The organism is Bradyrhizobium sp. 215_C5_N1_1, assembly GCF_052075935.1.
GTDB classification, from domain to species: domain Bacteria; phylum Pseudomonadota; class Alphaproteobacteria; order Rhizobiales; family Xanthobacteraceae; genus Bradyrhizobium; species Bradyrhizobium barranii.
Map to the genome: position 1 here is coordinate 3,334,002 of NZ_CP197228.1, position 19,859 is coordinate 3,353,860.

19 protein-coding genes are annotated in these 19,859 nt (G+C 65.3%); 6 read left to right on the forward strand and 13 right to left on the reverse strand.

Features of this window, described 5'->3' with window-relative positions:
* Nucleotides 1–3: 3 nt before the first annotated feature.
* Entirely contained in the window at nt 4–1,437 is a 1,434-nt protein-coding gene (locus AB7G19_RS15640) for a serine/threonine protein kinase (RefSeq protein WP_354130324.1), read from the forward strand.
* 6 nt (nt 1,438–1,443) lie between these two features.
* On the opposite strand, the gene AB7G19_RS15645 is transcribed toward AB7G19_RS15640, so the two are convergent.
* The 3 genes from AB7G19_RS15645 to rpe form a co-directional block, all read right to left on the reverse strand.
* The gene (locus tag AB7G19_RS15645; protein ID WP_014494175.1) at nt 1,444–1,635 is read right to left on the reverse strand and encodes a hypothetical protein; all 192 of its coding nucleotides are present in this window, start codon (nt 1,633–1,635) and stop codon (nt 1,444–1,446) included.
* A 22-nt stretch (nt 1,636–1,657) separates the two neighbouring features.
* Nucleotides 1,658–1,837 carry a hypothetical protein gene (locus AB7G19_RS15650; protein ID WP_028147458.1) on the reverse strand — a complete coding sequence of 60 codons (180 nt, stop codon included), beginning with the start codon at nt 1,835–1,837 and terminating at the stop codon, nt 1,658–1,660.
* A gap of 298 nt (nt 1,838–2,135) precedes the next feature.
* Nucleotides 2,136–2,837: a ribulose-phosphate 3-epimerase gene (gene rpe, locus AB7G19_RS15655; protein WP_354130323.1), complete on the reverse strand. Its 702-nt coding sequence runs from the start codon at nt 2,835–2,837 to the stop codon at nt 2,136–2,138.
* 252 nt (nt 2,838–3,089) lie between these two features.
* Between rpe and AB7G19_RS15660 the strand changes: the two genes are divergently transcribed.
* Nucleotides 3,090–3,875 (forward strand): EF-hand domain-containing protein, encoded by a 786-nt coding sequence (locus AB7G19_RS15660; protein WP_166342486.1) that lies wholly within the window; start codon nt 3,090–3,092, stop codon nt 3,873–3,875.
* A 212-nt stretch (nt 3,876–4,087) separates the two neighbouring features.
* Here AB7G19_RS15660 and AB7G19_RS15665 read toward each other — a convergent pair whose 3' ends face one another.
* Nucleotides 4,088–5,086 (reverse strand): P1 family peptidase, encoded by a 999-nt coding sequence (locus tag AB7G19_RS15665; protein WP_354097483.1) that lies wholly within the window; start codon nt 5,084–5,086, stop codon nt 4,088–4,090.
* 54 nt (nt 5,087–5,140) lie between these two features.
* Nucleotides 5,141–7,993 (reverse strand): PAS domain S-box protein, encoded by a 2,853-nt coding sequence (locus AB7G19_RS15670; RefSeq protein WP_135215444.1) that lies wholly within the window; start codon nt 7,991–7,993, stop codon nt 5,141–5,143.
* Between the two features lie 195 nt (nt 7,994–8,188).
* Between AB7G19_RS15670 and AB7G19_RS15675 the strand changes: the two genes are divergently transcribed.
* On the forward strand, nt 8,189–8,575 hold the full coding sequence (locus AB7G19_RS15675; protein ID WP_071912455.1) for a response regulator: 387 nt from the start codon (nt 8,189–8,191) through the stop codon (nt 8,573–8,575).
* A gap of 74 nt (nt 8,576–8,649) precedes the next feature.
* Here the strand turns inward: AB7G19_RS15675 and AB7G19_RS15680 are convergent, their stop codons facing one another.
* The 5 genes from AB7G19_RS15680 to AB7G19_RS15700 all read right to left on the reverse strand — a co-directional run bounded on the left by AB7G19_RS15680 (nt 8,650) and on the right by AB7G19_RS15700 (nt 13,759).
* Complete coding sequence (locus AB7G19_RS15680; RefSeq protein WP_028147453.1) at nt 8,650–9,768, reverse strand: branched-chain amino acid ABC transporter substrate-binding protein; 1,119 nt, start codon at nt 9,766–9,768, stop codon at nt 8,650–8,652.
* A 161-nt stretch (nt 9,769–9,929) separates the two neighbouring features.
* Nucleotides 9,930–10,673, reverse strand: a complete 744-nt coding sequence (locus AB7G19_RS15685; protein WP_166342483.1) for an ABC transporter ATP-binding protein — start codon at nt 10,671–10,673, stop codon at nt 9,930–9,932.
* Nucleotides 10,670–11,515 carry an ABC transporter ATP-binding protein gene (locus tag AB7G19_RS15690; protein ID WP_208072043.1) on the reverse strand — a complete coding sequence of 282 codons (846 nt, stop codon included), beginning with the start codon at nt 11,513–11,515 and terminating at the stop codon, nt 10,670–10,672. Before AB7G19_RS15690 ends, AB7G19_RS15685 begins: the two co-directional genes overlap by 4 nt.
* The gene (gene livM, locus AB7G19_RS15695; RefSeq protein WP_085404375.1) at nt 11,512–12,831 is read right to left on the reverse strand and encodes a high-affinity branched-chain amino acid ABC transporter permease LivM; all 1,320 of its coding nucleotides are present in this window, start codon (nt 12,829–12,831) and stop codon (nt 11,512–11,514) included. Before livM ends, AB7G19_RS15690 begins: the two co-directional genes overlap by 4 nt.
* 10 nt (nt 12,832–12,841) lie before the next feature.
* Nucleotides 12,842–13,759 carry an ABC transporter permease subunit gene (locus AB7G19_RS15700; RefSeq protein WP_028147449.1) on the reverse strand — a complete coding sequence of 306 codons (918 nt, stop codon included), beginning with the start codon at nt 13,757–13,759 and terminating at the stop codon, nt 12,842–12,844.
* Nucleotides 13,760–14,048: 289 nt separating this feature from the next.
* Between AB7G19_RS15700 and AB7G19_RS15705 the strand changes: the two genes are divergently transcribed.
* Both AB7G19_RS15705 and AB7G19_RS15710 read left to right on the forward strand, forming a co-directional pair.
* Nucleotides 14,049–14,207 carry a hypothetical protein gene (locus AB7G19_RS15705; protein WP_166342481.1) on the forward strand — a complete coding sequence of 53 codons (159 nt, stop codon included), beginning with the start codon at nt 14,049–14,051 and terminating at the stop codon, nt 14,205–14,207.
* 183 nt (nt 14,208–14,390) lie between these two features.
* Nucleotides 14,391–14,927 carry a hypothetical protein gene (locus AB7G19_RS15710; RefSeq protein WP_085404328.1) on the forward strand — a complete coding sequence of 179 codons (537 nt, stop codon included), beginning with the start codon at nt 14,391–14,393 and terminating at the stop codon, nt 14,925–14,927.
* Here the strand turns inward: AB7G19_RS15710 and AB7G19_RS15715 are convergent.
* Nucleotides 14,889–15,281, reverse strand: a complete 393-nt coding sequence (locus AB7G19_RS15715; protein ID WP_039152041.1) for a carboxymuconolactone decarboxylase family protein — start codon at nt 15,279–15,281, stop codon at nt 14,889–14,891. The genes AB7G19_RS15710 and AB7G19_RS15715 overlap by 39 nt on opposite strands.
* Before the next feature lie 161 nt (nt 15,282–15,442).
* Here AB7G19_RS15715 and AB7G19_RS15720 point away from each other — a divergent pair, with 161 nt between their 5' ends.
* Nucleotides 15,443–17,569 (forward strand): DUF3422 family protein, encoded by a 2,127-nt coding sequence (locus AB7G19_RS15720; protein WP_166342480.1) that lies wholly within the window; start codon nt 15,443–15,445, stop codon nt 17,567–17,569.
* Nucleotides 17,570–17,580: 11 nt separating this feature from the next.
* Here the strand turns inward: AB7G19_RS15720 and pcaD are convergent, their stop codons facing one another.
* On the reverse strand, nt 17,581–18,363 hold the full coding sequence (gene pcaD, locus AB7G19_RS15725) for a 3-oxoadipate enol-lactonase (protein ID WP_166342479.1): 783 nt from the start codon (nt 18,361–18,363) through the stop codon (nt 17,581–17,583).
* Between the two features lie 75 nt (nt 18,364–18,438).
* Nucleotides 18,439–19,794 (reverse strand): 3-carboxy-cis,cis-muconate cycloisomerase, encoded by a 1,356-nt coding sequence (locus AB7G19_RS15730; protein ID WP_166342478.1) that lies wholly within the window; start codon nt 19,792–19,794, stop codon nt 18,439–18,441.
* Between the last annotated feature and the right edge of the window lie 65 nt (nt 19,795–19,859).

Sequence of the window (19,859 nt, forward strand, 5' to 3'; positions counted from 1 at the left end):
GCGATGCCGCAACCCCTGGTCAAATCAGGCGCCGAGATCGACGGCTACACCATCGGTGAATGCGTCCATGCCGGCGGCATGGCGACGCTGTGGACCGTCACCCATCCCGGCATTGACGTGCCGCTGCTGATGAAGATTCCGCGGGTGTCGGAGGGCGAGGACCCCGCCGCAATCGTCTCGTTCGAGATGGAGATGATGATCTTGCCGCGGCTCGCCGGCCCGCACGTGCCCTCGTGTTTCGGCACCGGTGACTTCGCGCACCAGGCCTACGCCGTGATCGAGCGCATTCCCGGGACCACGCTCTACAAGCGGCTGCCCGACCTGCCGCTCCCATATGAGGAGGCGCGGCAGCTCGTCGCGAAGATCGCCGCCGCGCTGGCCGATCTGCACCGGCAGAACGTGATTCATCACGACATCAAGCCGAGCAGCATCATGTTCCGCGATAGCGGCGAGGCGGTCCTGATCGATTACGGCCTGTCGCACCACAACCATCTGCCGGACCTGTTGCAGGAAGAATTCCGCCTGCCTTACGGCACCGCGCCCTACATGGCGCCCGAGCGGCTGTTGGGGGTACGCGACGATCCGCGCAGCGATCTGTTTTCGCTGGGTGTGCTGCTCTATTTCTTCACCACCGGCGAGCGTCCCTTCGGCGAGGGCGAGACGCTGCGCGCGATGCGTCGCCGGCTGTGGCGCGATCCGCATCCGCCGCGCGAATTGCGCGCGGACTATCCGCCCTGGCTTCAGGAGGTGGTGCTGCGCTGTCTCGAGATCGAGCCGGTGCGGCGCTATCCGACCGCGTCCCAGCTCGCCTTCGATCTCGCTCATCCGGACCAGGTCAGGCTCACCGCGCGTTCGGAACGGCTGAAGCGCGACCCCTTGAGCGTCGCCTGGCGGCGGCGCTTCAACCTGGGTGTCATGGCGCCGCGCGCGAAATCGGACGTCGCCGCGCAAATCGCCTCCAGCCCGATCCTCGCGGTCGCGCTCGACACGGTGGAAGGCGCGGGCGAGCTGAACGAGGCGCTGCGCGTGACGACCGAGCGCATTCTCGCGACGCTGCCGTCGGCGCGGCTTGCCTGCGTCAACGTGCTCAAGCTCAACCGCATCGCGATCGACCGGACGCTCGACGAGCAGGGCTCCAACAAGCATATCGACCGCCTGGTCGCGCTCCGGCATTGGGCGACGCCGCTCAAGCTGGATGAGAGCCGGCTGTCGGTTCACGTGCTGGAGGCCGTCGACCCCGCCGCGGCGCTGTTGGAATTCGCCGAGATCAATCAGGTCGACCACGTCATCATCGGCGCGCGGCAGAGCTCGTTCCGCCGCACGCTGCTCGGCAGCGTCTCGGCCAAGGTGGCCTCGGAGGCGGCCTGCACCGTCACCGTGGTGCGGCCGCCGCGGATGGCTGCGGCGAAACCAGACGCCGGCGTCGTGTGGGGCTAGGAAAGATCACGCCGCGTGGGCGGCGTGGACGGAGCGCTTGCGGCGGATCGGCCAGCAGAATTGCGGGCCGGGCTCGCCGTGATCCGCGCCGCCGCCGAAATACTGGATGATCTCGCGGCAGGGCTCGCAATTGAAGAGGTTACGCGACGCGGATGCCTTGGTCATTTCCTTCAGGCAGTTCGGGCAGTGCGGTTTCATCGGGCGTGGTCCAGAACAGAATTCAATGCCGGCGCGGTGACCGGAGCGGGTGATCCGGGTCCGCCATCTCGGGCCCGGTGTCGTCGCGCCTCTCGCCTTCGGTGCGTTCGAGCCGACCGAAGAAATAGTCGAGGTCAGGATGCGGGCGCCGCGGGATGCGGCACCTGCGCTTCGCTTGACGCTTCACGAGCGCGATCTGCATGGGCTCAGGCCCGATACCAGTCGCGACGGACGATGCGGGCCGAACGTGCCGGCACCCTCGCCGGTCCGGCCGATGGGCCAAACACAACAAACGCACTGAAACCAAGCCACAACGCCACGCCAGTCCAAACCAGGGTCGTCGTCATGATGTGCTCCCGCGAAAACAGGCAAGAATCACTAGCGGTGATTTGCACGAATCAGGGAAGCCCGGAGGAGTACGGATCAAGGTGCAATTTAGGCATTGCGCGTCGCAACGCCCGTAAGACCCGCAGCTTTTCAGCAAATATGTTGCTTGTGCTTCAGATCGCTTCGCCGCGTGCGCCTGCGGCGGCGTTACGGATCGCGGCGATGTTGGTCTTGTACGCTTCCTGCGTGCCGCCCTTGAACACGGAGGTGCCGGCGACGAAGGCGTTGGCGCCCGCCGCGGCCAGGGGACCCGCGACATCGGGACCGACGCCGCCATCGACCTCGATGTCGATCGAACGTCCCGCCGTCATCGCGCGGATGTCGCGGATCTTGCCGATCGCAGACGGGATGAAGGCCTGGCCGCCGAAGCCGGGATTGACCGACATCACCAGCACGAGGTCGACGAGGTCGATGACGTATTCGAGCACGCTGATCGGCGTGCCCGGGTTGAGCGAGACGCCGGCCTTCTTGCCGAGCGCGCGGATCGCCTGGAGCGAGCGGTGCAGATGGGGACCTGCTTCCGCATGCACGGTGATGTGGTCACAGCCGGCTTTGGCGAAGGCCTCGAGATAGGGGTCGCAGGGCGAGATCATCAGATGCGCGTCGAAGATCTTCTTGGTGTGCGGGCGCATCGCCTTGATGACGTCGGGGCCGTAGGAGATGTTGGGCACGAAATGACCGTCCATCACGTCGAGATGGATCCAGTCGGCGCCGGCCGCGTCCACCGCGCGCACCTCTTCGCCGAGCCTGGAGAAGTCCGAGGCCAGGATCGAGGGCGCGATGGCCAGGGGGCGGGGAGTGAAGGCTTGGGTCATGGCGCGGTGTCCCGTGGCGGCCGTGAAAGATGATGCTCGCCTAACATGGGCCTCTCAGCCGGGCAATGCAGGGGTGGTGTGCTTCCTGTGGGCGGAAATTTCTGCCGCGACCGGCATGAATTGCCGGTGTTCCCGAGCCGCGCCATGCGTCGCGAAGGCGGATTTCATTGAGCTTTTTGCGCTGGCACGACGCTTGCTGGCATCACCGCCAGAACATTGGCTGCGGCGTGCCGCATCGGTTGGAGTTGTGCAATGTTGTTTGCCCTTGGTGCCGTATCGAGCGCGCTCGACGCGATCCAGTCGCTGACGAACTCGAAATCGTCCTCGTCGACCCAGAAGACGGGGTCTTCGCAGAGCGCGCCGACCAATCCGTTCGCGATCGACAGCAGCAGCACGACGAGCAACGCGACCTCGCCGGTCAACGCGGGCAAAACTCCGCAGATCTCGCCGGAGACCATGAACGCGCTGTTCGCCGCGCAAAGCCAGTCGACGGACAGCACCGGCAGCGCGGCCAGCTCGACCTCGTCGAGCTCGACGTCTTCGACCTCGACGAGCCGCGACGCTGCGCTGAAGGACCTGTTCTCTCAGATCGACGGGGACGGCGACGGCAAGATCACCAAGTCCGAATTCGAGAACGCGCTCGGCGCTGGCGGCACCAACCTAGCGCAGGCCGACGACGTGTTCTCGAAGATGGATACGAATTCCGACGGCAGCGTCAGCCTGGATGAGATGTCGAAGGCGCTGAAGAGCGGCCATCACGGCCATGCCCACGGTGCCAGCGGCTCCGGCGATGGATCGGATTCCGCCTCGAAGCCGAGCGGCGGATCGACCTCGACCACGACGACCGCGGCCGACGGCTCGACCACCACCACCGTCACCTATGCCGACGGCTTCAAGATGTCGACGACGGTCCCGGGCGCCTCCAGCTCCTCTCGCAATTCGGCCTACGATCTGTTCGCGCAGTTGATGCAGCGGCAAGGCGGGCAGGGGCAAGGCGCCTCAGCGACCGCCGGCTCGTCGATGTCGATGAGCGTCTGACGCCCACTCGCTGTCATGCCCGGCTTGCCGCCTTCGCTAAAGCTTCGGCGGCCGAGCACCCTTGTGGCCCCGGCGTAGCCTTGGCGGAGCCGGGACCGGGGCATCCAGTACGCCGCGGCTTCTCGGTTCAATCACAACTGCCTCTGGAATACTGGATCGCCCGGTCTTCGCCGGGCGATGACGCGCGATATGTGGCGAGAGGCGCGTGCCCCTTACGCGCCGAAGCGGTCCTTCCACGCCGGTAATGCTCCCGCAAACGGCAGCGCCGTTGCGCTGTACACGCCGCGCGCGATCGCGCGCGCGACCACGTTGGCGGCGACAGTGCCGAGCTCGGTGAGGCCGACCAGCGGCTCGATCGGCTTCTCGCAGGTCGCAGCCGCAAACAGCACGTCGCCGTCGGTCGGGGCATGCACCGGATAGATGGCGCGGGCAAATCCGGTGTGCGCGATCATCGCAAGCCGCTTGGCCTGGGCCTTGGTCAGCGTCGCATCGGTGACGACGGCGCCGATCGTGGTGTTCTCGCGCGCGCTCGCGGCGGGGCCGCCCTTGATGCGCATCGCCAGCATGTCAGGCGTGAACTTGGCTGGCAGGCCGCGCCCGCCGAACTCGCCGTTCTCCTCGAACGGCGCCGCCCAGAACCACGGTCCCTCGCCGACGGTTGCGCTGCCGACCGCGTTGACGACCACGATGGCGGCGACCTTGATGCCGTTGGGCAAGACCGCTGAAGCCGAGCCGAGCCCGCCCTTGAAGGTCGCAGTGGTGCAGCCGAGGCCCGCGCCGACGCTGCCCAGCGCGAAATCGTGGCCCGCGGCCACAGCTGCCGCGTAACCGAGATCGCGATAGGGCGCGAAGCGACCCCAGGCCTTGTCACCGCCGTTGAGCAGGTCGAACACGATGGCGCCCGGCACGATCGGGATCACCGCCTCGCGAATCCGGAAGCCGCGGCCCTGTTCGGCAAGCCAGGCCTGGACGCCGCCGCCGGCCTCGATGCCGAAGGCGGAGCCGCCGGACAGCGCAATCGCATCGACGCGCTCGACTGTGCTGGCAAGGTCGAGCAGCGCATCCTCGCGCGTGCCGGGCCCGCCGCCGCGCACGTCGATCGCCGCGACCGCCGGGGCATCGAAGATGATCGCTGTCGTGCCGGAGGCGACTTTCGCATCCTCGGCATGGCCGACGCGGACGCCGGCGATATCGGTAAGCAGATTATTCAAGGCCGGCACTCCATGCGCTTCAGGCATCAGCGATAGCGCACCGATGCCGCGCGCTCAACTCGCCAGCGCCGTCCTGAGCATCTTGGCGAGCTCGGATTTGCGGTAGGGCTTGGCCAGCAGCAGCACGCCGGAATCGAGCCGGCCGTGATGGACGATGGCGTTCTCGGTGTAGCCCGAGGTGAACAGCGTCTTCAGGTCGGGACGCCGCCGCACCGCCTCGTCCGCGAGCTGGCGGCCGTTCATGTGGCCCGGCATGATGATGTCGGTGAAGAGCAGGTCGATGCCCTTGTCGGCATCGATGATGGTGAGGGCTTCGGCCGCGTTGGCGGCCTCGAGCGCGGCATAGCCGAGGCTCTTGATCTGGGTCACGACATATTGCCGTACCAGCGCGTCGTCCTCGACGATCAGGATCTTCTCGTCGCCGCCGGCGATGGGCACGTTCTGGAGCGACTCGTACTCGCTCTCCTGCACGCCGCTCGAGCGCGGCAGGTAGATCTTCACGCTCGTGCCGTGGCCTTCCTCGCTGTAGATCTTGATGTGGCCGCCGGACTGCTTGACGAAGCCGAACACCATGCTGAGCCCGAGCCCGGTGCCCTTGCCGACCTCCTTGGTGGTGAAGAACGGGTCGAACACCCGCTCCATCAGGTCCGGTGGAATGCCGGTGCCGGTGTCGCTGACCGCGATCATCACATAGCTGCCGGCGACGACGTCGGGATTCATGCTGGCATAGCCGTCGTCGAGGAAGATGTTGCGGGTCTCCAGCACCAGCGTGCCGCCGTCCGGCATGGCGTCGCGCGCGTTCAGCGCGAGATTGAGGATCGCGGTGGAAAGCTGGCCCGGGTCGACCAGCGCCGGCCAGGCATCCTCGGTGAGCTGCGGCATGATGGTGATCTGCTCGCCGAGGGTCGGGTGCAGCAGCTTGGCGGCCTCGAGCGCCAGCGCATTGACGTCGATCTCGCGCGGCTGGAGCGGCTGCTTGCGGGCAAAGGCGAGCAGGTGCTTGGTCAGTTGCGCGCCGCGCTCGGCGGCGTCGTCGATCAGCTTGGTGATGGCGGCGAGCTCAGGACGGTCGGCCACCGCATCCGCGAGGATGCCGATCGTGCCGGTGATGACGGTCAGCACGTTGTTGAAATCGTGGGCGACGCCGCCGGTCAGCTGGCCGATGGAGTCCATTTTCTGGACCTGCCTGAGCTGGGCCTCCGCGGCCTGCTTCTCGGTGAGGTCGCGGCCGATGAAGAAATGGCGCTTCACAGGCTCCGACCAGGTGCCCATCCAGTTCAGCGTCACCTCGTGACCGTCGTAGTGGTAGTAGCGCGCCTCGAAGCTGCGCTTGACCGCGCCACGCCGCGCCGCGCGCATCTCGCTGCGGGTGTTGTCGAGGTCATCGGGGTGAATGAACTCGATGGCGCTGTGCCCGATCATGTCCTCCGGCTTGTACCCGAGGATGTCCTTCACGCTCGGGCTGATCTGGATGAAATTGCCGTAACCGTCCGTCACGAGGATCAGGTCCTGCGAGGTCTCGAAGATGCGCTGGCGCTCCTCGATCTCGCGGTTGAGGGCGGATTCCGCCCGCTTCCGCTCGGTGATGTCGCGAGCGACCTTGGAGGCGCCGATGATCTTGCCGTCGGTCGATCGCAGCGGGACCTGGCTCAGCAGGACGTCGATCGGCTGGCCACTCTTGTGCAGCCGCACGGTCTCGTGCTGGTCGATGACCTCGCCGTTGCGGGTGCGGGCCAGCATTTCGGCGACTTCCTCGCGCTGCCCCTCGGGCATGATGATATCGACCTGGCGGCCGATCGCCTCGCTGGCGGAGTAGCCGAAGACGTGCTCTGCCGCCTTGTTCCAGGACGTGATGGTGCCGTCGAGCGACTTCGTGATGATGGCGTCGTTGGAGGACTCGACGACGGCGCTGAACAGCCGCTCGCGCTCGGCATAATAGTTCCGCTCCGAGCTCGACTGCCGCTGCAGCGCGCCGACCATGCCTGCCGTGTTGGCCTGGAGCCGCACGTTCTCGATGAGCAGCACCGCGAGCACGAAACTCGACGCAAAGAGGCCGTAGAGACGGCCGGCATAGAAACCGAGGTCGAAACGCGCGACGTTGACGATCGCCGACAGCGCGATGTCGAACAGCCAGGCGCACATCGTGACCATGAGCCAGACGTCGATCACCGTGTGCGGCTTGCGAAACCACAGCGTGACCAGCGCCGCGAAGCTCAGGGACCACACGAACGACACCACGCCGATCATGGTGGGGGTGTAGTGGCCGTCCTTGAGCAGGACCGGTAGCAGGCCGTGCTGCGCAGTCACCAGCCAGGCGAAGACGGTCAACGCGACGAACACGCCGGCGACGGAAAGTGCGATCGCGGGAGCCGTCGCGCCCGCAACCCTGTTGCCGCCGTTGCCGTCCTTGAGCCAGGCATAGGCCAGCACGAACAGCGGGAAACCGGCGTGCCAGATCATGTAGAGCCAGACGGTGGTCTGCGGGCCTGCACCGAACAATCCGGCCGGGGCGAACAGCCCGGGGAAGGTGAGGGCGTGGGTCACCGCGGCGCCCGCCGTGAACATATAGCCGATCGACAGCAGCAGCAGCGCGCGGCTGCGCAGCACGGCGAACTGCGACAGCAGCAAAACGGCGGTGATGATGTCGCTGACCGCGAGCGCCGACTGGTAGCTCGCCACGAAGGCCGGCACCTGCGCGAGCGGCAAGCCCGCAAACGGTACCGCCAGTGCGAACAGGATCGCGGAGATGCCGACGATCGCCAACGCAGCCCTGCGATCGCTTCGCGTAGCCGGCAAGGTCGACAGGAATGTGCTTCGGTCGTTAGGCGCTAGCACGTCGATCTCTCGTAAGCCGGCATGATGACCTCCTACGTCAATCTCTTCCGGCCGGGAAGCCGCTACCCGCATGGTAGCCCGCTCCGGGCGCGCATCCTGACAGAAAGCGCATGCGACTCAACCGAAGGTTACAGCTTATTTAACTTGGGGTGGGACTTGGAACAGGTAGCTGGTAAGAGGTGATTTACCGGGACAGACCCATACTGCCTTGCCGGGCACTTGCGGTGAATTGAACCAAATAATGATACGTATCCGGGAGTTGTTCCCATGCGCCGTGTTCTCGTTGTCGACGACCAGAAGGAGGTCCGCGCCATGGTCGCGATCGTGCTTCGGGTCAACCGCTTTGACGTCGTCGAAGCCGAGAGCGGCGCAGCGGGCCTGAAAGCCTTCAGCGAGGGCGCTTTCGATGCCGCGATCGTCGATATTTTCCTGGCCGACACCAGCGGCGTTGACGTCATGGCGGCCATTCGCGAGCGAGTTCCCGGGTTCCCGATCGTCGCGGTCTCCGGCATGACCGCGCTGGATTTCATGGGCGAGGCGCCTGGTCTGGCCGACGTGGTATGCCTGCAAAAGCCATTTCGGCCGAACGATCTCCTGCAAGCGCTCCACAAGGCCCAGGCTGCGGCGGGCGGCGAACTCTCCGCAGCCGTGTGACCGCACGGCGAAAGAAAACGCCCCGGCGAACCGGGGCGTTGGATTGATCCGGTTAAAAGGTCAGGCATCCTGTCTTAGGTGCCGTTGCCCTTGATCTCGGCGTAGCCGCCCTTGGCGTCCCATTTGTAGACGACATAGTCGAGCTGCTTGATGTCGCCCTTGGCGTCATACTCGATCGGGCCGATCACGGTGTCCCACTTGCCGGCCTTGATCGCCGCCATGACCTTCTTGGCGTCCGTGGTGCCGGCCTTCTTTGCCGCCTGCGACCAGACCTGCATCGCCGCGTAGGTGTAGAGCGTATAGCCCTCGGGGTCGATGTTCTTGGCCTTGAAGGCGTCGACGATCTTCTTCGCGGTCGGCTTGTTGCGCGGATCGGGGCCGAAGGTGAACAGCGTGCCTTCGCCGGCCGGACCAGTGATGGAGGCGTACTCCTTGTCGGCGAGCGCATCGCCGGCCATCAGGATCGTCTTGAGGCCCTGGTCACGCATCTGGCGCAGGATCAGGCCGCTCTCCTGATGATAACCGCCGACATAGACGAGGTCGATGTTGTCGCGCTTCAGGCGCGAGACGATCGCGTTGAAGTCCTTGTCGCCCTTGTTGTAGGACTCGTACATCTTCTCGGTGATGCCGGCCTTGTTGAGCGCCTTCTTGGTCTCGTCGGCGAGACCCTTGCCGTAGGTGGTCTTGTCGTTGAGGATCGCGATGTTCTTGCCCTTGTAGTTCTTGGCGATGTACTGCGCCGCGACCAGGCCCTGCTGGTCGTCACGGCCGCAGACGCGCGCCACGTTCCAGAGTCCGCTATCGGTGAACTTCGGATTGGTCGAGGCGGGGGTAATCTGGAGCACGTTGCCGTCGGCATAGGCTTCGGAGGCGGGGATCGACGACGACGAGCAATAGTGCCCGGCCACGAACGGGATTTTCGCGCCGGCGATCTTCTCGGCGATCGAGCGCGCCTGCTTCGGATCGCAGGCATCGTCCTCGACGTTGAGCGCGAGCTTCTTGCCGTTGACGCCGCCGGCGGCGTTGATGTCAGCCACGGCCATCTCGGCGCCGTTCTTCATCTGGCGGCCGAAGGCGGACTCTCCGCCGGTCATCGGGCCTGCGACTGCGACGGTGACATCCTGCGCGAACGCCGCGCTCGATAGCGCGATCGACGCGCCGAATGCCAGACCGATGAGCTTCAGTGATTTCATGAGATACCTCGCGGGTGGTCGCCTGTGGAAGTTGCCGGATACGCCCGGTCCAAACCGGCGCCATTCTCGAATGAATCTCGGGAGAAGTCACCGGCAAAATACGGGCATTGGCGGAGATATCTCGCCACATTCGGCCGCACGGGCTCCGCCGTCGGGCAACCTCAGCCGTGCCGGCCGCCTTCCAGGTAGGCGGCGCGAATCTCGGGGCGCTGCAACAACTCGGCGCCGGTCCCGGCCAGCGTGATCAGGCCGTTGACCATGACGTAACCGCGATGGGCGAGCTTCAGCGCATGGTTGGCGTTCTGCTCGACGATCAGGACCGTCAGGCCGTCCTGGCGGTTCAGGGTGCGGATCGCATCGAAAATCTGGCGCGCGATCAGCGGCGCCAGCCCGAGCGAGGGCTCGTCGAGCAGAAGCAGGCGGGGGCGGCTCATCAGGGCGCGGCCGATTGCCAGCATCTGCTGCTCGCCGCCGGACAGCGTTCCACCGCGCTGGGCGTAGCGCTCCTTCAGCCGCGGGAACAGCGTGAAGACGCGTTGCAGCGTGGCCTCGCGTTCGGCGTCGGTGCATCCGGTGGCATCCGCCCCCATCTGGAGGTTTTCCGCGACGCTCATGCGCGGGAAGATGCGGCGGCCTTCCGGCGATTGCGCGATGCGCAAATGGGCGATCTCATGCGTGGGAACGTCGGTGATGTCGCGGCCTTCGTACAGGATATGGCCGGCGCGGGCGCGCGGCTTGCCGAAGATCGTCATCATCAGCGTGGACTTGCCGGCGCCGTTGGCGCCGATCAGCGCGACGATCTCGCCGGCGCTGATCTCGACATCGACGCCCTTTAGCGCCTCGATCTTGCCGTAGGCGGCGCGCAGGCCCCGGATCGAGAGCAGGGGAGTGGACGCCGACGTCACGACCCGCTCTCCATCACCGCCACGGCCTCTTCCTCGTCGGTGCCGAGATAGGCGGCGATCACCTTGGGATCGTCGCGGATCTCGCGCGGAGAGCCTTCCGCGATCTTGACGCCATGGTCCATCACCACGATGTGGTCGGAGATCTCCATCACGACCGACATGTCGTGCTCGATCAGCAGGATCGAGGTGCCGAGCTCGTTGCGGATCGAGAGCAGGAGCTCGCTCAAGGCGGCGCTCTCGCGCGCGTTGAGACCCGCGGCGGGCTCGTCCAGGCATAAAAGCGCGGGCTCGGTGCACATCGCGCGCGCGATCTCGAGCCGGCGCTGGTCGCCATAGGCGAAATTGCCGGCGGCATCGTCGGCGCGGTCGAGCAGATTGACCCGCTTCAGCCAGTCGGTGGCGAGGTCGATCGCGCGCTTTTCGGCGTCGCGGTAGCCGGGCGCGCCGATGAGGCCGAGAAAAGTGAAGCCGGAGGCGCGCATCAACGCGTTGTGCTGTGCCACCATCAGGTTTTCCAGCGCGGTCATGCCGGGAAACAGGCGGATGTTCTGGAAGGTGCGCGCCACCTTGGCCTGCTTGGCGATGCGGAAATCGTTCAGCCGCTCCAGCGCAATCACCTTGCCGTCGTCATGGGTGAGGCGAATGGCGCCGCCGCTCGGCTTGTAGAAGCCGGTGATGCAGTTGAACACGGTGGTCTTGCCGGCGCCGTTCGGTCCGATCAGCGCGGTAATCTTCTTCCGTTCGGCCGCAAACGACAGGTCCTGCACGGCGACGATGCCACCGAAGCGCATGGTCAGCCGGTCGACGCCAAGAATCTTGTCGCTAATCTTGTCGGCGCTCATCCGTGCCCTTCCTTCACGAGGTCGGAAGAGATCGCCTGCGCCTTGGTCAGATACACGGTCGGCGCGCGATGGCCGATCAGGCCGCGCGGCCGCCAGATCATGATCAGCACCATGGCCATGCCGAACACCAGCATGCGGTAGGTCTCGAGGCTGCGGAACAGCTCGAAGCCGCCGATCATGGCGAGCGCGGCGAGCGCGACGCCGAGCTGCGAGCCCATGCCGCCGAGCACGACGATGGCGAGCACCAGCGCCGATTCCTGGAAGGTGAAGGATTCCGGACTGATGAAGCCCTGGCGCGTCGCGAAGAACGCACCGGCAAAGCCGCCGAACATGGCGCCGGTCGCGAACGCCGTGAGCTTGGTGGTCGTGGTGTTGATGCCGAGCGCGCGGCAGGCGACCTCGTCCTCGCGCAAGGCCTCCCAGGCGCGGCCGATCGGCAGGCGGCGCAGCCGGATCGTCACCCAGTTGGTGAGCAGCGCAAGCGCCAGGATCAGGTAGAACAGGAAGACGATGCGCTGGGTCGGCGAATATTCGATGCCGAGCCTGGCGGCGAGCCCGTTGTCGCTGTTGTCCAGCGGGATGCCGAAGAACGAGGGGCGGGGAATGCTGGAGACGCCGTTGGGGCCGCCGGTGAGGCTCTGCCAGTTGATGATGACGAGGCGGATGATCTCGCCGAAGGCGAGCGTCACGATGGCGAGATAGTCGCCGCGCAGGCGCAGTACGGGGAAGCCGAGCAGCACGCCCCAGAACGCGGCGAGGATGCCGGCAAGCGGCAGGCAGACCCAGAACGACCAGCCGAAATTGGTGGCGAGCAGCGCGTAGGAATAGGCGCCGACCGCATAGAAGGCGACGTAGCCGAGGTCGAGCAGGCCGGCGAGCCCGACCACGACATTCAGCCCCCAGCCCAGCATCACATAGGTGAGCACGAGGATCGCGAGATCGAGGATATAGCGCTGGTCATAGAAGATCACCGGCACAAGCACCGTGAAGATCAGAAGTGCGGGCGCCAGGTAGCGGCCCAGAAACGACATGCCGCTGCGTACAGCCGGCGGCACCAGCTTGTCGGTGCCGCTGGACCCGATCCACTGTCGCAACAGCCCGAGCACGATCGAGCCGCCGAACACGGCGGCAACGAGGGAGGCGACCTCGCCGAAGCGGGTCCAATAGGTGAGCTGGCCGTCGGAACCCGCTTCGGTGCGGACGCCGACCATCAGCGAGAACAGCACCAGCGCGATCAGGGCGTTGACGAAGGCCGTCTTCAGCAGAGCGGGGATGTCCGTTGCAGGTTTGGCCGTATTGCTCGAGAGAATTGTCACGCGGCGACCGTCAGACTTTTTCGACTTCGGGACGGCCGAGCAGGCCGGTCGGCATGAAGATCAGCACGACGATCAGGATCGAGAACGCCGCGACGTCCTTGTACTCGACCGAGAAATAGGCCGACCAGAACGTCTCGATGAGGCCGATCGCGAGACCGCCCAGCATGGCGCCAGGCAGCGAGCCAATGCCGCCGAGCACAGCCGCGGTGAACGCCTTGATGCCGGCGACGAAGCCCATGAAGAAATCCACCAGGCCGTAATAGAGCAGGTACATCAGGCCCGCGACCGCGGCGAGCGCTGCGCCGATCACGAAGGTCATGGAGATGGTGCGGTCGACGTTGACGCCGAGCAGCGCCGCCATGGTCTGGTCCTGCTCGCAGGCGCGCATGTCGCGGCCGAGCCGGGTGCGCGACACCAGCCAGGTGAAGATCCCAAGCAGCACGATGGTGGTGAGAACCACCATGATCTGGATGTTGGAGAGCTGGATCACAAAGCCGTCCGCACTTTCGTGCAGCGTATAGCCGCCGGTGATGAAGGGCGGGATCGGCTTGACGCGGGCGCCCTGCGCCACCTGCGAGTAATTGGTCAGCACGAAGGACATGCCGATCGCCGACAGCATCGGGGCGAGGCGGAAGGAATGACGCAGGGGCCGGTAGGCGATGCGTTCGATGGTCCAGCCGTAGAGCGCGGTGATCGCCATCGACACCAGCAGCACCACCAGCAGGATCACCGGGATCGCGGTCAGGCCGAGCGAGATCAGGATCAGGAAGGTGATCAGGGCGATGAAGCCGCCGATCATGAAGACATCGCCATGGGCGAAATTGATCATGCCGACGATGCCGTAGACCATCGTATAGCCGATGGCGATCAGGCCGTAGATCGAGCCCAGAACGAGACCGTTGATGAGCTGCTGGGCGAAATAATCCATGGGCTGCCGTTACCAAACCTGACGCGGCTCAAAGGGAGCTCTTCGAGAGAAAGTGTGATTGAGTTTCTTCTCGGGCCCCGGCAGCCCCTAAGCATTCTTCTCGTTTTGTAACAGGAGGGAACTGGTGGCTGCAACTGGCCATGCCTCGACACAAAGGCTTGTACAGAGGTCATTTCGCTACGGATGTCATTTCGGTTCCGCAGGTGCGAGGAACCGGGTTCCGCAAAGCAACCAAACTGAATCCCGGCCGTTGTCTCTCCTCTGAGGTCCAACTAGGGAGTTCCCCCAAATGTCGAAGCAGCAAGATCAGAATCCGGGCCAGCAGACTCAGAAACCCGGGCAGCAGCAGGGTGGCGGGCAGAAACCCGGACAGCAGCAGCAGCATCCGCAGCGCCAGGGCGAGAAGCCCGGCCAGCAACAGGGCGGCCAGCACGGTCAGGACAAGTAGTTTCGGAGCCTAGACGTGAAGAGGGCCCCGCCGGGAGGCGGGGCCCTTTTTCCTTGGGCGCGCCGCCCGGCGGGCCGGTTAAGGTAAACAAAGGGTTTAAATTGCCGCCATGGTCTGATGCGAGTTAGCTCCCCGGCAAAGCCTTTCCATGGAAGGCGCGCAGCGAGCGAAGCGGGAAGCGGCATGTTCAGGAATTGGCGGATCGGTTCGGTCAACGGCGCCCTGCTGGCGGCCTATTTCATCCCGGCCTGGACGCTCGTGGCCTTCAACATCATGGTGGCACCGGTGCACGGCCTCTACGAGCGGCCGAGCGTCGCGGTGGCGCTGTTCCTCAGCGATCATCTTCAGATGGCGGGGATGAGCACGGTGCGTGCCGCCTGGCTGCTGGCGCTGGGCCGGCTGACGGTGGTGGCGTTCTTTGCCATCTATCTCGCGCTTCTGTGCATTCCCCGCGTCCGCAAGAATGGCGGCAGCGACGAGGCGCTCGGCATTGCGCTTGCGATCGGCAGCCTCATCTCGTTTACGAGCATGTTGATGGCGTCGAAGGTCGGCGAGATGGCCGCGCTCCGGCTGCATGCCACCGAGCTGCTGCTGCTGCTCGGCGCTGCCATCGTGGTGGTGATTGAACGGCCCGCGCCGGCGCCCAAGAACGTTCGGGAGGCCGTCGAGACCGCCGCGCCGCTAGCTCTTGAGCAGGCCGAGCTCCTGCACAATCGCTGAGGCTTCCTTGACGGCGTGGTTCGCCGCCGGCACGCCGCAATAGATTGCCTGCTGAAGCAGGATTTCCTTGATGTCGTCGGGGGTGAAGCCGCCCTCGGCGAGCGCCGCGCGCACATGCAGGCGGAATTCGTCCCATTGCCCCAGCGCGACCATGGTGCCGATCACGAGCACTCGCCGCGTGCGCTCGTCGAAATGCGGCCGCGTCCAGATCTCGCCCCAGGCGTAGCGCGTGATCATGTCCTGGAAGTCGGTGTTGAAGGCATTGCGGCCCGCGATCGACTTGTCGACCCAGGCATTGCCCAAAACCTTCCGGCGCACGTTCATGCCGGCATCGCGGCGCTTCTGGTCGTCCATGGGCATCCCTTGTCAAAATGATCTTCGAGCCAATCTAGCGTACCCCGGCCGGGGCTGACAGGCCGTTGAGGCGACGCTCACATCTTTCGGTACTGTTCTATCTGCGGTAGTATCGGTCATTGCGTGCGCCTGAGGCCTTCGTTTCGAGGGAGTGAATTGCCATGGACGAGACCGCCACCGGCCAGATTGCCATGTTCAACACGGCCGGCGACTACCACGAGCTGAACGCGGGCGCCCACCGTAAGCCGCCGAAGGTGCTGAGCGCGCCGTCCCTGGTCTGGCATCTGGCGTTCTGGACCAATTTCCAGGAGGAGGGGGACAGGCGGGAGCAGCCGGTCAATCCGGAATGGGCGCCCAACAAGCGGCCCGAGGAGATCAACACGGCGCTCGATCGCTTCATCCGGGAGCTCTGGATCGGGTTGGAAACGAAGCGAGGCATCCCGATCGAGGTCACGCCCCGGATTGGCGGCGTCAACCTGCTGTTTGGCAGTGCCTACCGCAAGCCGCAAGACGACCAAGTCGATAAGCTCACGCGGCGCCAGAACGACATCTTTGCGAGCACCAACCGCGTCGTCAGCCTGCAATTCGTCTGGCAATTGCTCGACGTCACGATCCGCTTCGAGACCCAGGCTGAGTATTTCACGATGTCGGTCTTCGTCGAGCTGGATCGGCCGCGCAACAACACGCCCACAGGCATCGCCGAGCTGAACGAGACGATGAATCGGATCGTCGCCTATCTCGATCCGGACCGGCACCTCTCCACTGGCGGCCAACCTGCGGCTTCGCTGTCGCAGCAGGCGGTCGACCAACTCGCCAAGGATATCAACCGCTATTCATTCCACGAGTTCTGGCGTGCCTTTGACGAGGAGGTGCTGTCGTTGGGCGGATCCTTTCGGAACGACGCCATCTTTCAGCGTGTATGTGCGGATTTTCGCGGCTTCGTCGCCTCCGAGCGGGCCGTGACCTTCGGGGACGATCGCTTCTTCAAGTTCAACGGGCCGCCGAGCTGGGGCGCCGAGGCCAAGCAGGCGCTACTGCCCCTGATCCAGCATCGCATCCGCGCCGATCACACCCGCTACGAATGCGCCGCTAACTATATGCTCGATGGCCGGGCGCTCTATCTGAGCACGCTCGGCCCACAATTGCCCGAGATATCGGACGGCGAGCGCATTCCAGTGGAATTCATCGTCTATGCCCACCAGAGGGTCGGCGACAGGACCGTGGTCAACAAGTGGCAACTCGGCCGTCTCGTCAGCCAGATCCTTCAGCTCGGCACGTTCCGGCTGTGCGCGCTCAAGGACGTCAGGTGGTTGCACAATGCCGGACTCGAGTTGGCCGATCTGGAGGAGGCCACCCAGAGGGCGCGCCGCGCGATCGCGCAGACGGAAGCCTACGGGACGCGCCCGGGTGAAAGCGTCCCCGCAACCGCCAACCAGCGTAACCGCGTGGCCATGGCCGAGATCGCCAAGGCGCATGCGCAGCTCAACGAGATTACGGGCAAATTTCTGCTGAAGACCGGGAGCGGCCCGCTCTACCGAATCGAACGGTCCCGCTACTACGTGCGGCAGTTCGAGCAAAATGTGAAGCTCTTGCGCATTCTGCGCCTCGAAGGCGACCAGCCCTATGATCAGTTCATCCGGCGCCGGCTGGGTCCGGAGTTCGATTTCATCGACCGGCTGGGTGTCCGCTACGAGCGCGCGATGTCGAGCATCGTTAGTCTCGACCAGAACTACCTGTCGATCACGCAGAACTCGCTGGTGGAGCGGGCCACTAAGATCGACGAGGAGACGAAGACGATCCAATCGGAGATCGGGTTGATCCAGCGCTGGGGCGAATTCATCCTGCTGAGCTGTCTCGTGCCCTACTACGTCTCTCACCTGCTCGTCCTGATTATGGGAGAGGGGTGGACCTTGAAGTCGCGGGCAGCTGGTGGCGTCTGGCTGCTCAGCATCGCGTTCGCGATCTACCGCGCCTTCAATCAAACCTTCACGCGGCGCGGGCTCGTCTTGATCCTGCTGCCATTCGCGTTGGCCGAGATTGCGCTGGTCGCAATGACGCTGATCGCGCCGCCGCAATCCGAACATCACCAGCCGGAATCGGACGGCGGCGGGCGGACGCGGTCCTCGCGTGAGCCGGGACCACCGAAGCCCGAAACGCCGGGCACACCGGATGAACCGCGAACCTCTCAACAGCCGTCACTGCAGTCCGCTGAGCCGGCGACACCCGTGCCCGCACCGCCCGCGCCCGCCCAGGGGGCGATGCCGCAGCCCTCCGCCGAACCGCGCTGAATTGGACGGCCTCAGCGCTGCGTCAGGAAACCCACCACCGCGTCGGTGAAGGCGTGCGGCTGCTCGACATTTGAAATGTGCGCGGCATCGATGATGGTCATGCTGGCGCCGGGAATGTTTGAGCGGATCAATTCACCCGCCGAGATCGGCGTCGCCATGTCGTGGCGGCCGGCGATCACCAGTGTCGGGCTCTTGATCTTGGCGAGCATCTCGCGCTGATCGAGCGTCGACAGCGCCTCGCAGCAGGCGAGATAACCCTCGACGGGGGAAGCCAGCAGCATCGACTTCATCTTCGCCGTGATCTGCGGCTCGCGCTCGCGGAAATCCTGCGTCAGCCAGCCAGCGATCACGGCATCGGCGACCGCGGTGATGCCGCCCTTCTTCACCGCGTCGATGCGCTCCAGCCATTTGGTCGGCTCGGCGTAGTAGCAGGAGGTGTTGGCGAGGATGAGCTTGCCGAAGCGCTCCGGCGCATTGGCCCCTAGCCACTGCCCGACCATGCCGCCCATCGAGAGGCCGCACCAATGCACCTTCTCGATGTTGAGGTCGTCGAGGATCGCCAGCACGTCGCGGCCGAAGCGCTCCATCGTATAGGGGCCGGGCGGAACGTTGGACTTGCCGTGGCCGCGGCGGTCATAGCGGATGACGCGGAACACCTGCGTCAGAGCCTTCATCTGCGGCTCCCACATCTGCAGCGTGCAGCCGAGCGAATTGGACAGCATCAGCGTCGGCCCGCCGTCGCGGCCCTCGACGGAGACGTTGATCAGGCAACCGTCGGCATCGATCATGGGCATGCTGGGCGTCTCCGTTCTGGAGCATGATCCGGAAAAGTGTGGAGCGGTTTTCCGAAAAAGATCATGCTCAAACAATTAATCGCGCTCGAGGCTGTCGAGCAGCCGGTCGATCAGGGCTTGGGAAGCCCCTTGATAGGCCATCGGCTCGAACAATGCCGCAATTTTTTCCGGCGGCAGATGCGCGGTGACCTGCGAATCGGCCGCGAGAACCTCGCGCAAATGCTTCTTTTCGGCGACCGCGCGCTTGCTCGCGGCCTCGATCAAATGATGCGCATCGCTTTTGCCGATCTTGTCGGCCAGCGCAAACGTGACCGCTTCCGCCATGATGAGCCCATGCGTCGTATCGAGATTGCTGCGCATGCGCGCGGCATCGACGTCGAGGCCCTCGGCGATGTCGAGGATGGCGGCGAGCGCGCCCGAGGTGACCAGCATCAATTGCGGCAACGTCGGCCATTCCGCGTGCCAGGGGCCGGCGCTGCGCTCATGGTCCTGCACCTGGGCTGCAAAGATCGTCGCGGCGAGCTGCGGCGCCATGGTCGCGCAGCCCAGCGCGCTCGCGGCCGCGACCGGGTTGCGCTTGTGCGGCATGGTCGAGGAGCCACCGCGGCCTTCGCCGGCAGGCTCGAACGCTTCGCCAACATCGGTCTGCATCATCAGCGAGACGTCGCGCGCGATCTTGCCGCAGCTTCCGGCGAGAATCGCAAAGCATGATGCGGCTTCCGCGATCCGGTCGCGATGGGTGTGCCAGGGCGCTTCCGGCAGCGGCAGGTTGAGCTCCTGCGCCAATCGCTCTGCAACGACGAGCCCCTTGTCGCCGAGGGCCGCGAGCGTGCCGGCCGCGCCGCCGAATTGCAGCGCAAGACCCTCGCGGGAGAGCCGCCGCAGGCGGCAGCGGGCGCGGGCGAGGCTTGATGCGTATTCCGCGGCCTTGAGCCCGAACGGCATCGGCAGCGCGTGCTGGAGCCAGGTCCGCGCCACCATGGCGGTGTTGCGATGGCTCCGCGCCAGGGCGGCAAAGCCCTTGATGGCGCGGCTGAGATCGGCATCGAGCGCATCGATGCCGGCGCGAAGCGTGAGCATGGTCGCGGTGTCGATGACGTCCTGGCTCGTCGCGCCCCAATGGACGTAGCGCGCGGCCTCCGCATCGGCCTTGCCGACATTGGCCGTGAGCGCCTTGACCAGGGGAATCGCGAGATTGCCGGATCGCGTCGCGGCCTCGCCCAGAGCGGCCATGTCAAAGGTATCGGCCCTGCACGCAGCTTCGATCGGGCCCACCGCGGATGCGGGAATCACATCCGTGGCGGCCTCGGCGCGTGCCAGGGCTGCCTCGAAATCGAGCATGTTCTGGAGGGTCGACCGGTCGTCGCAGACCGCGCGCATGGCTGGGCTCGACAGCATCGGCGCGAGCAGGGGGGAGAGGGCTGTGCTCATGTTGCGCGGGACCTAATCACCATGCCCCGGCTCTGCCAATCCCAAACCATCGGCGCAAAGCTTTT

Coding starts and splice junctions, on each gene's coding strand:
- AB7G19_RS15640 (WP_354130324.1), top strand. CDS start 4: ATGCCGCAACCCCTGGTCAAATCAGGCGCCGAGATCGACGGCTACACC.
- AB7G19_RS15645 (WP_014494175.1), bottom strand. CDS start 1,635: ATGAAACCGCACTGCCCGAACTGCCTGAAGGAAATGACCAAGGCATCC.
- AB7G19_RS15650 (WP_028147458.1), bottom strand. CDS start 1,837: ATGCAGATCGCGCTCGTGAAGCGTCAAGCGAAGCGCAGGTGCCGCATC.
- rpe (WP_354130323.1), bottom strand. CDS start 2,837: ATGACCCAAGCCTTCACTCCCCGCCCCCTGGCCATCGCGCCCTCGATC.
- AB7G19_RS15660 (WP_166342486.1), top strand. CDS start 3,090: ATGTTGTTTGCCCTTGGTGCCGTATCGAGCGCGCTCGACGCGATCCAG.
- AB7G19_RS15670 (WP_135215444.1), bottom strand. CDS start 7,993: ATGCGGGTAGCGGCTTCCCGGCCGGAAGAGATTGACGTAGGAGGTCAT.
- AB7G19_RS15675 (WP_071912455.1), top strand. CDS start 8,189: ATGCGCCGTGTTCTCGTTGTCGACGACCAGAAGGAGGTCCGCGCCATG.
- AB7G19_RS15680 (WP_028147453.1), bottom strand. CDS start 9,768: ATGAAATCACTGAAGCTCATCGGTCTGGCATTCGGCGCGTCGATCGCG.
- AB7G19_RS15690 (WP_208072043.1), bottom strand. CDS start 11,515: ATGAGCGCCGACAAGATTAGCGACAAGATTCTTGGCGTCGACCGGCTG.
- AB7G19_RS15700 (WP_028147449.1), bottom strand. CDS start 13,759: ATGGATTATTTCGCCCAGCAGCTCATCAACGGTCTCGTTCTGGGCTCG.
- AB7G19_RS15705 (WP_166342481.1), top strand. CDS start 14,049: ATGTCGAAGCAGCAAGATCAGAATCCGGGCCAGCAGACTCAGAAACCC.
- AB7G19_RS15710 (WP_085404328.1), top strand. CDS start 14,391: ATGTTCAGGAATTGGCGGATCGGTTCGGTCAACGGCGCCCTGCTGGCG.
- AB7G19_RS15715 (WP_039152041.1), bottom strand. CDS start 15,281: ATGGACGACCAGAAGCGCCGCGATGCCGGCATGAACGTGCGCCGGAAG.
- AB7G19_RS15720 (WP_166342480.1), top strand. CDS start 15,443: ATGGACGAGACCGCCACCGGCCAGATTGCCATGTTCAACACGGCCGGC.
- pcaD (WP_166342479.1), bottom strand. CDS start 18,363: ATGCCCATGATCGATGCCGACGGTTGCCTGATCAACGTCTCCGTCGAG.
- AB7G19_RS15730 (WP_166342478.1), bottom strand. CDS start 19,794: ATGAGCACAGCCCTCTCCCCCCTGCTCGCGCCGATGCTGTCGAGCCCA.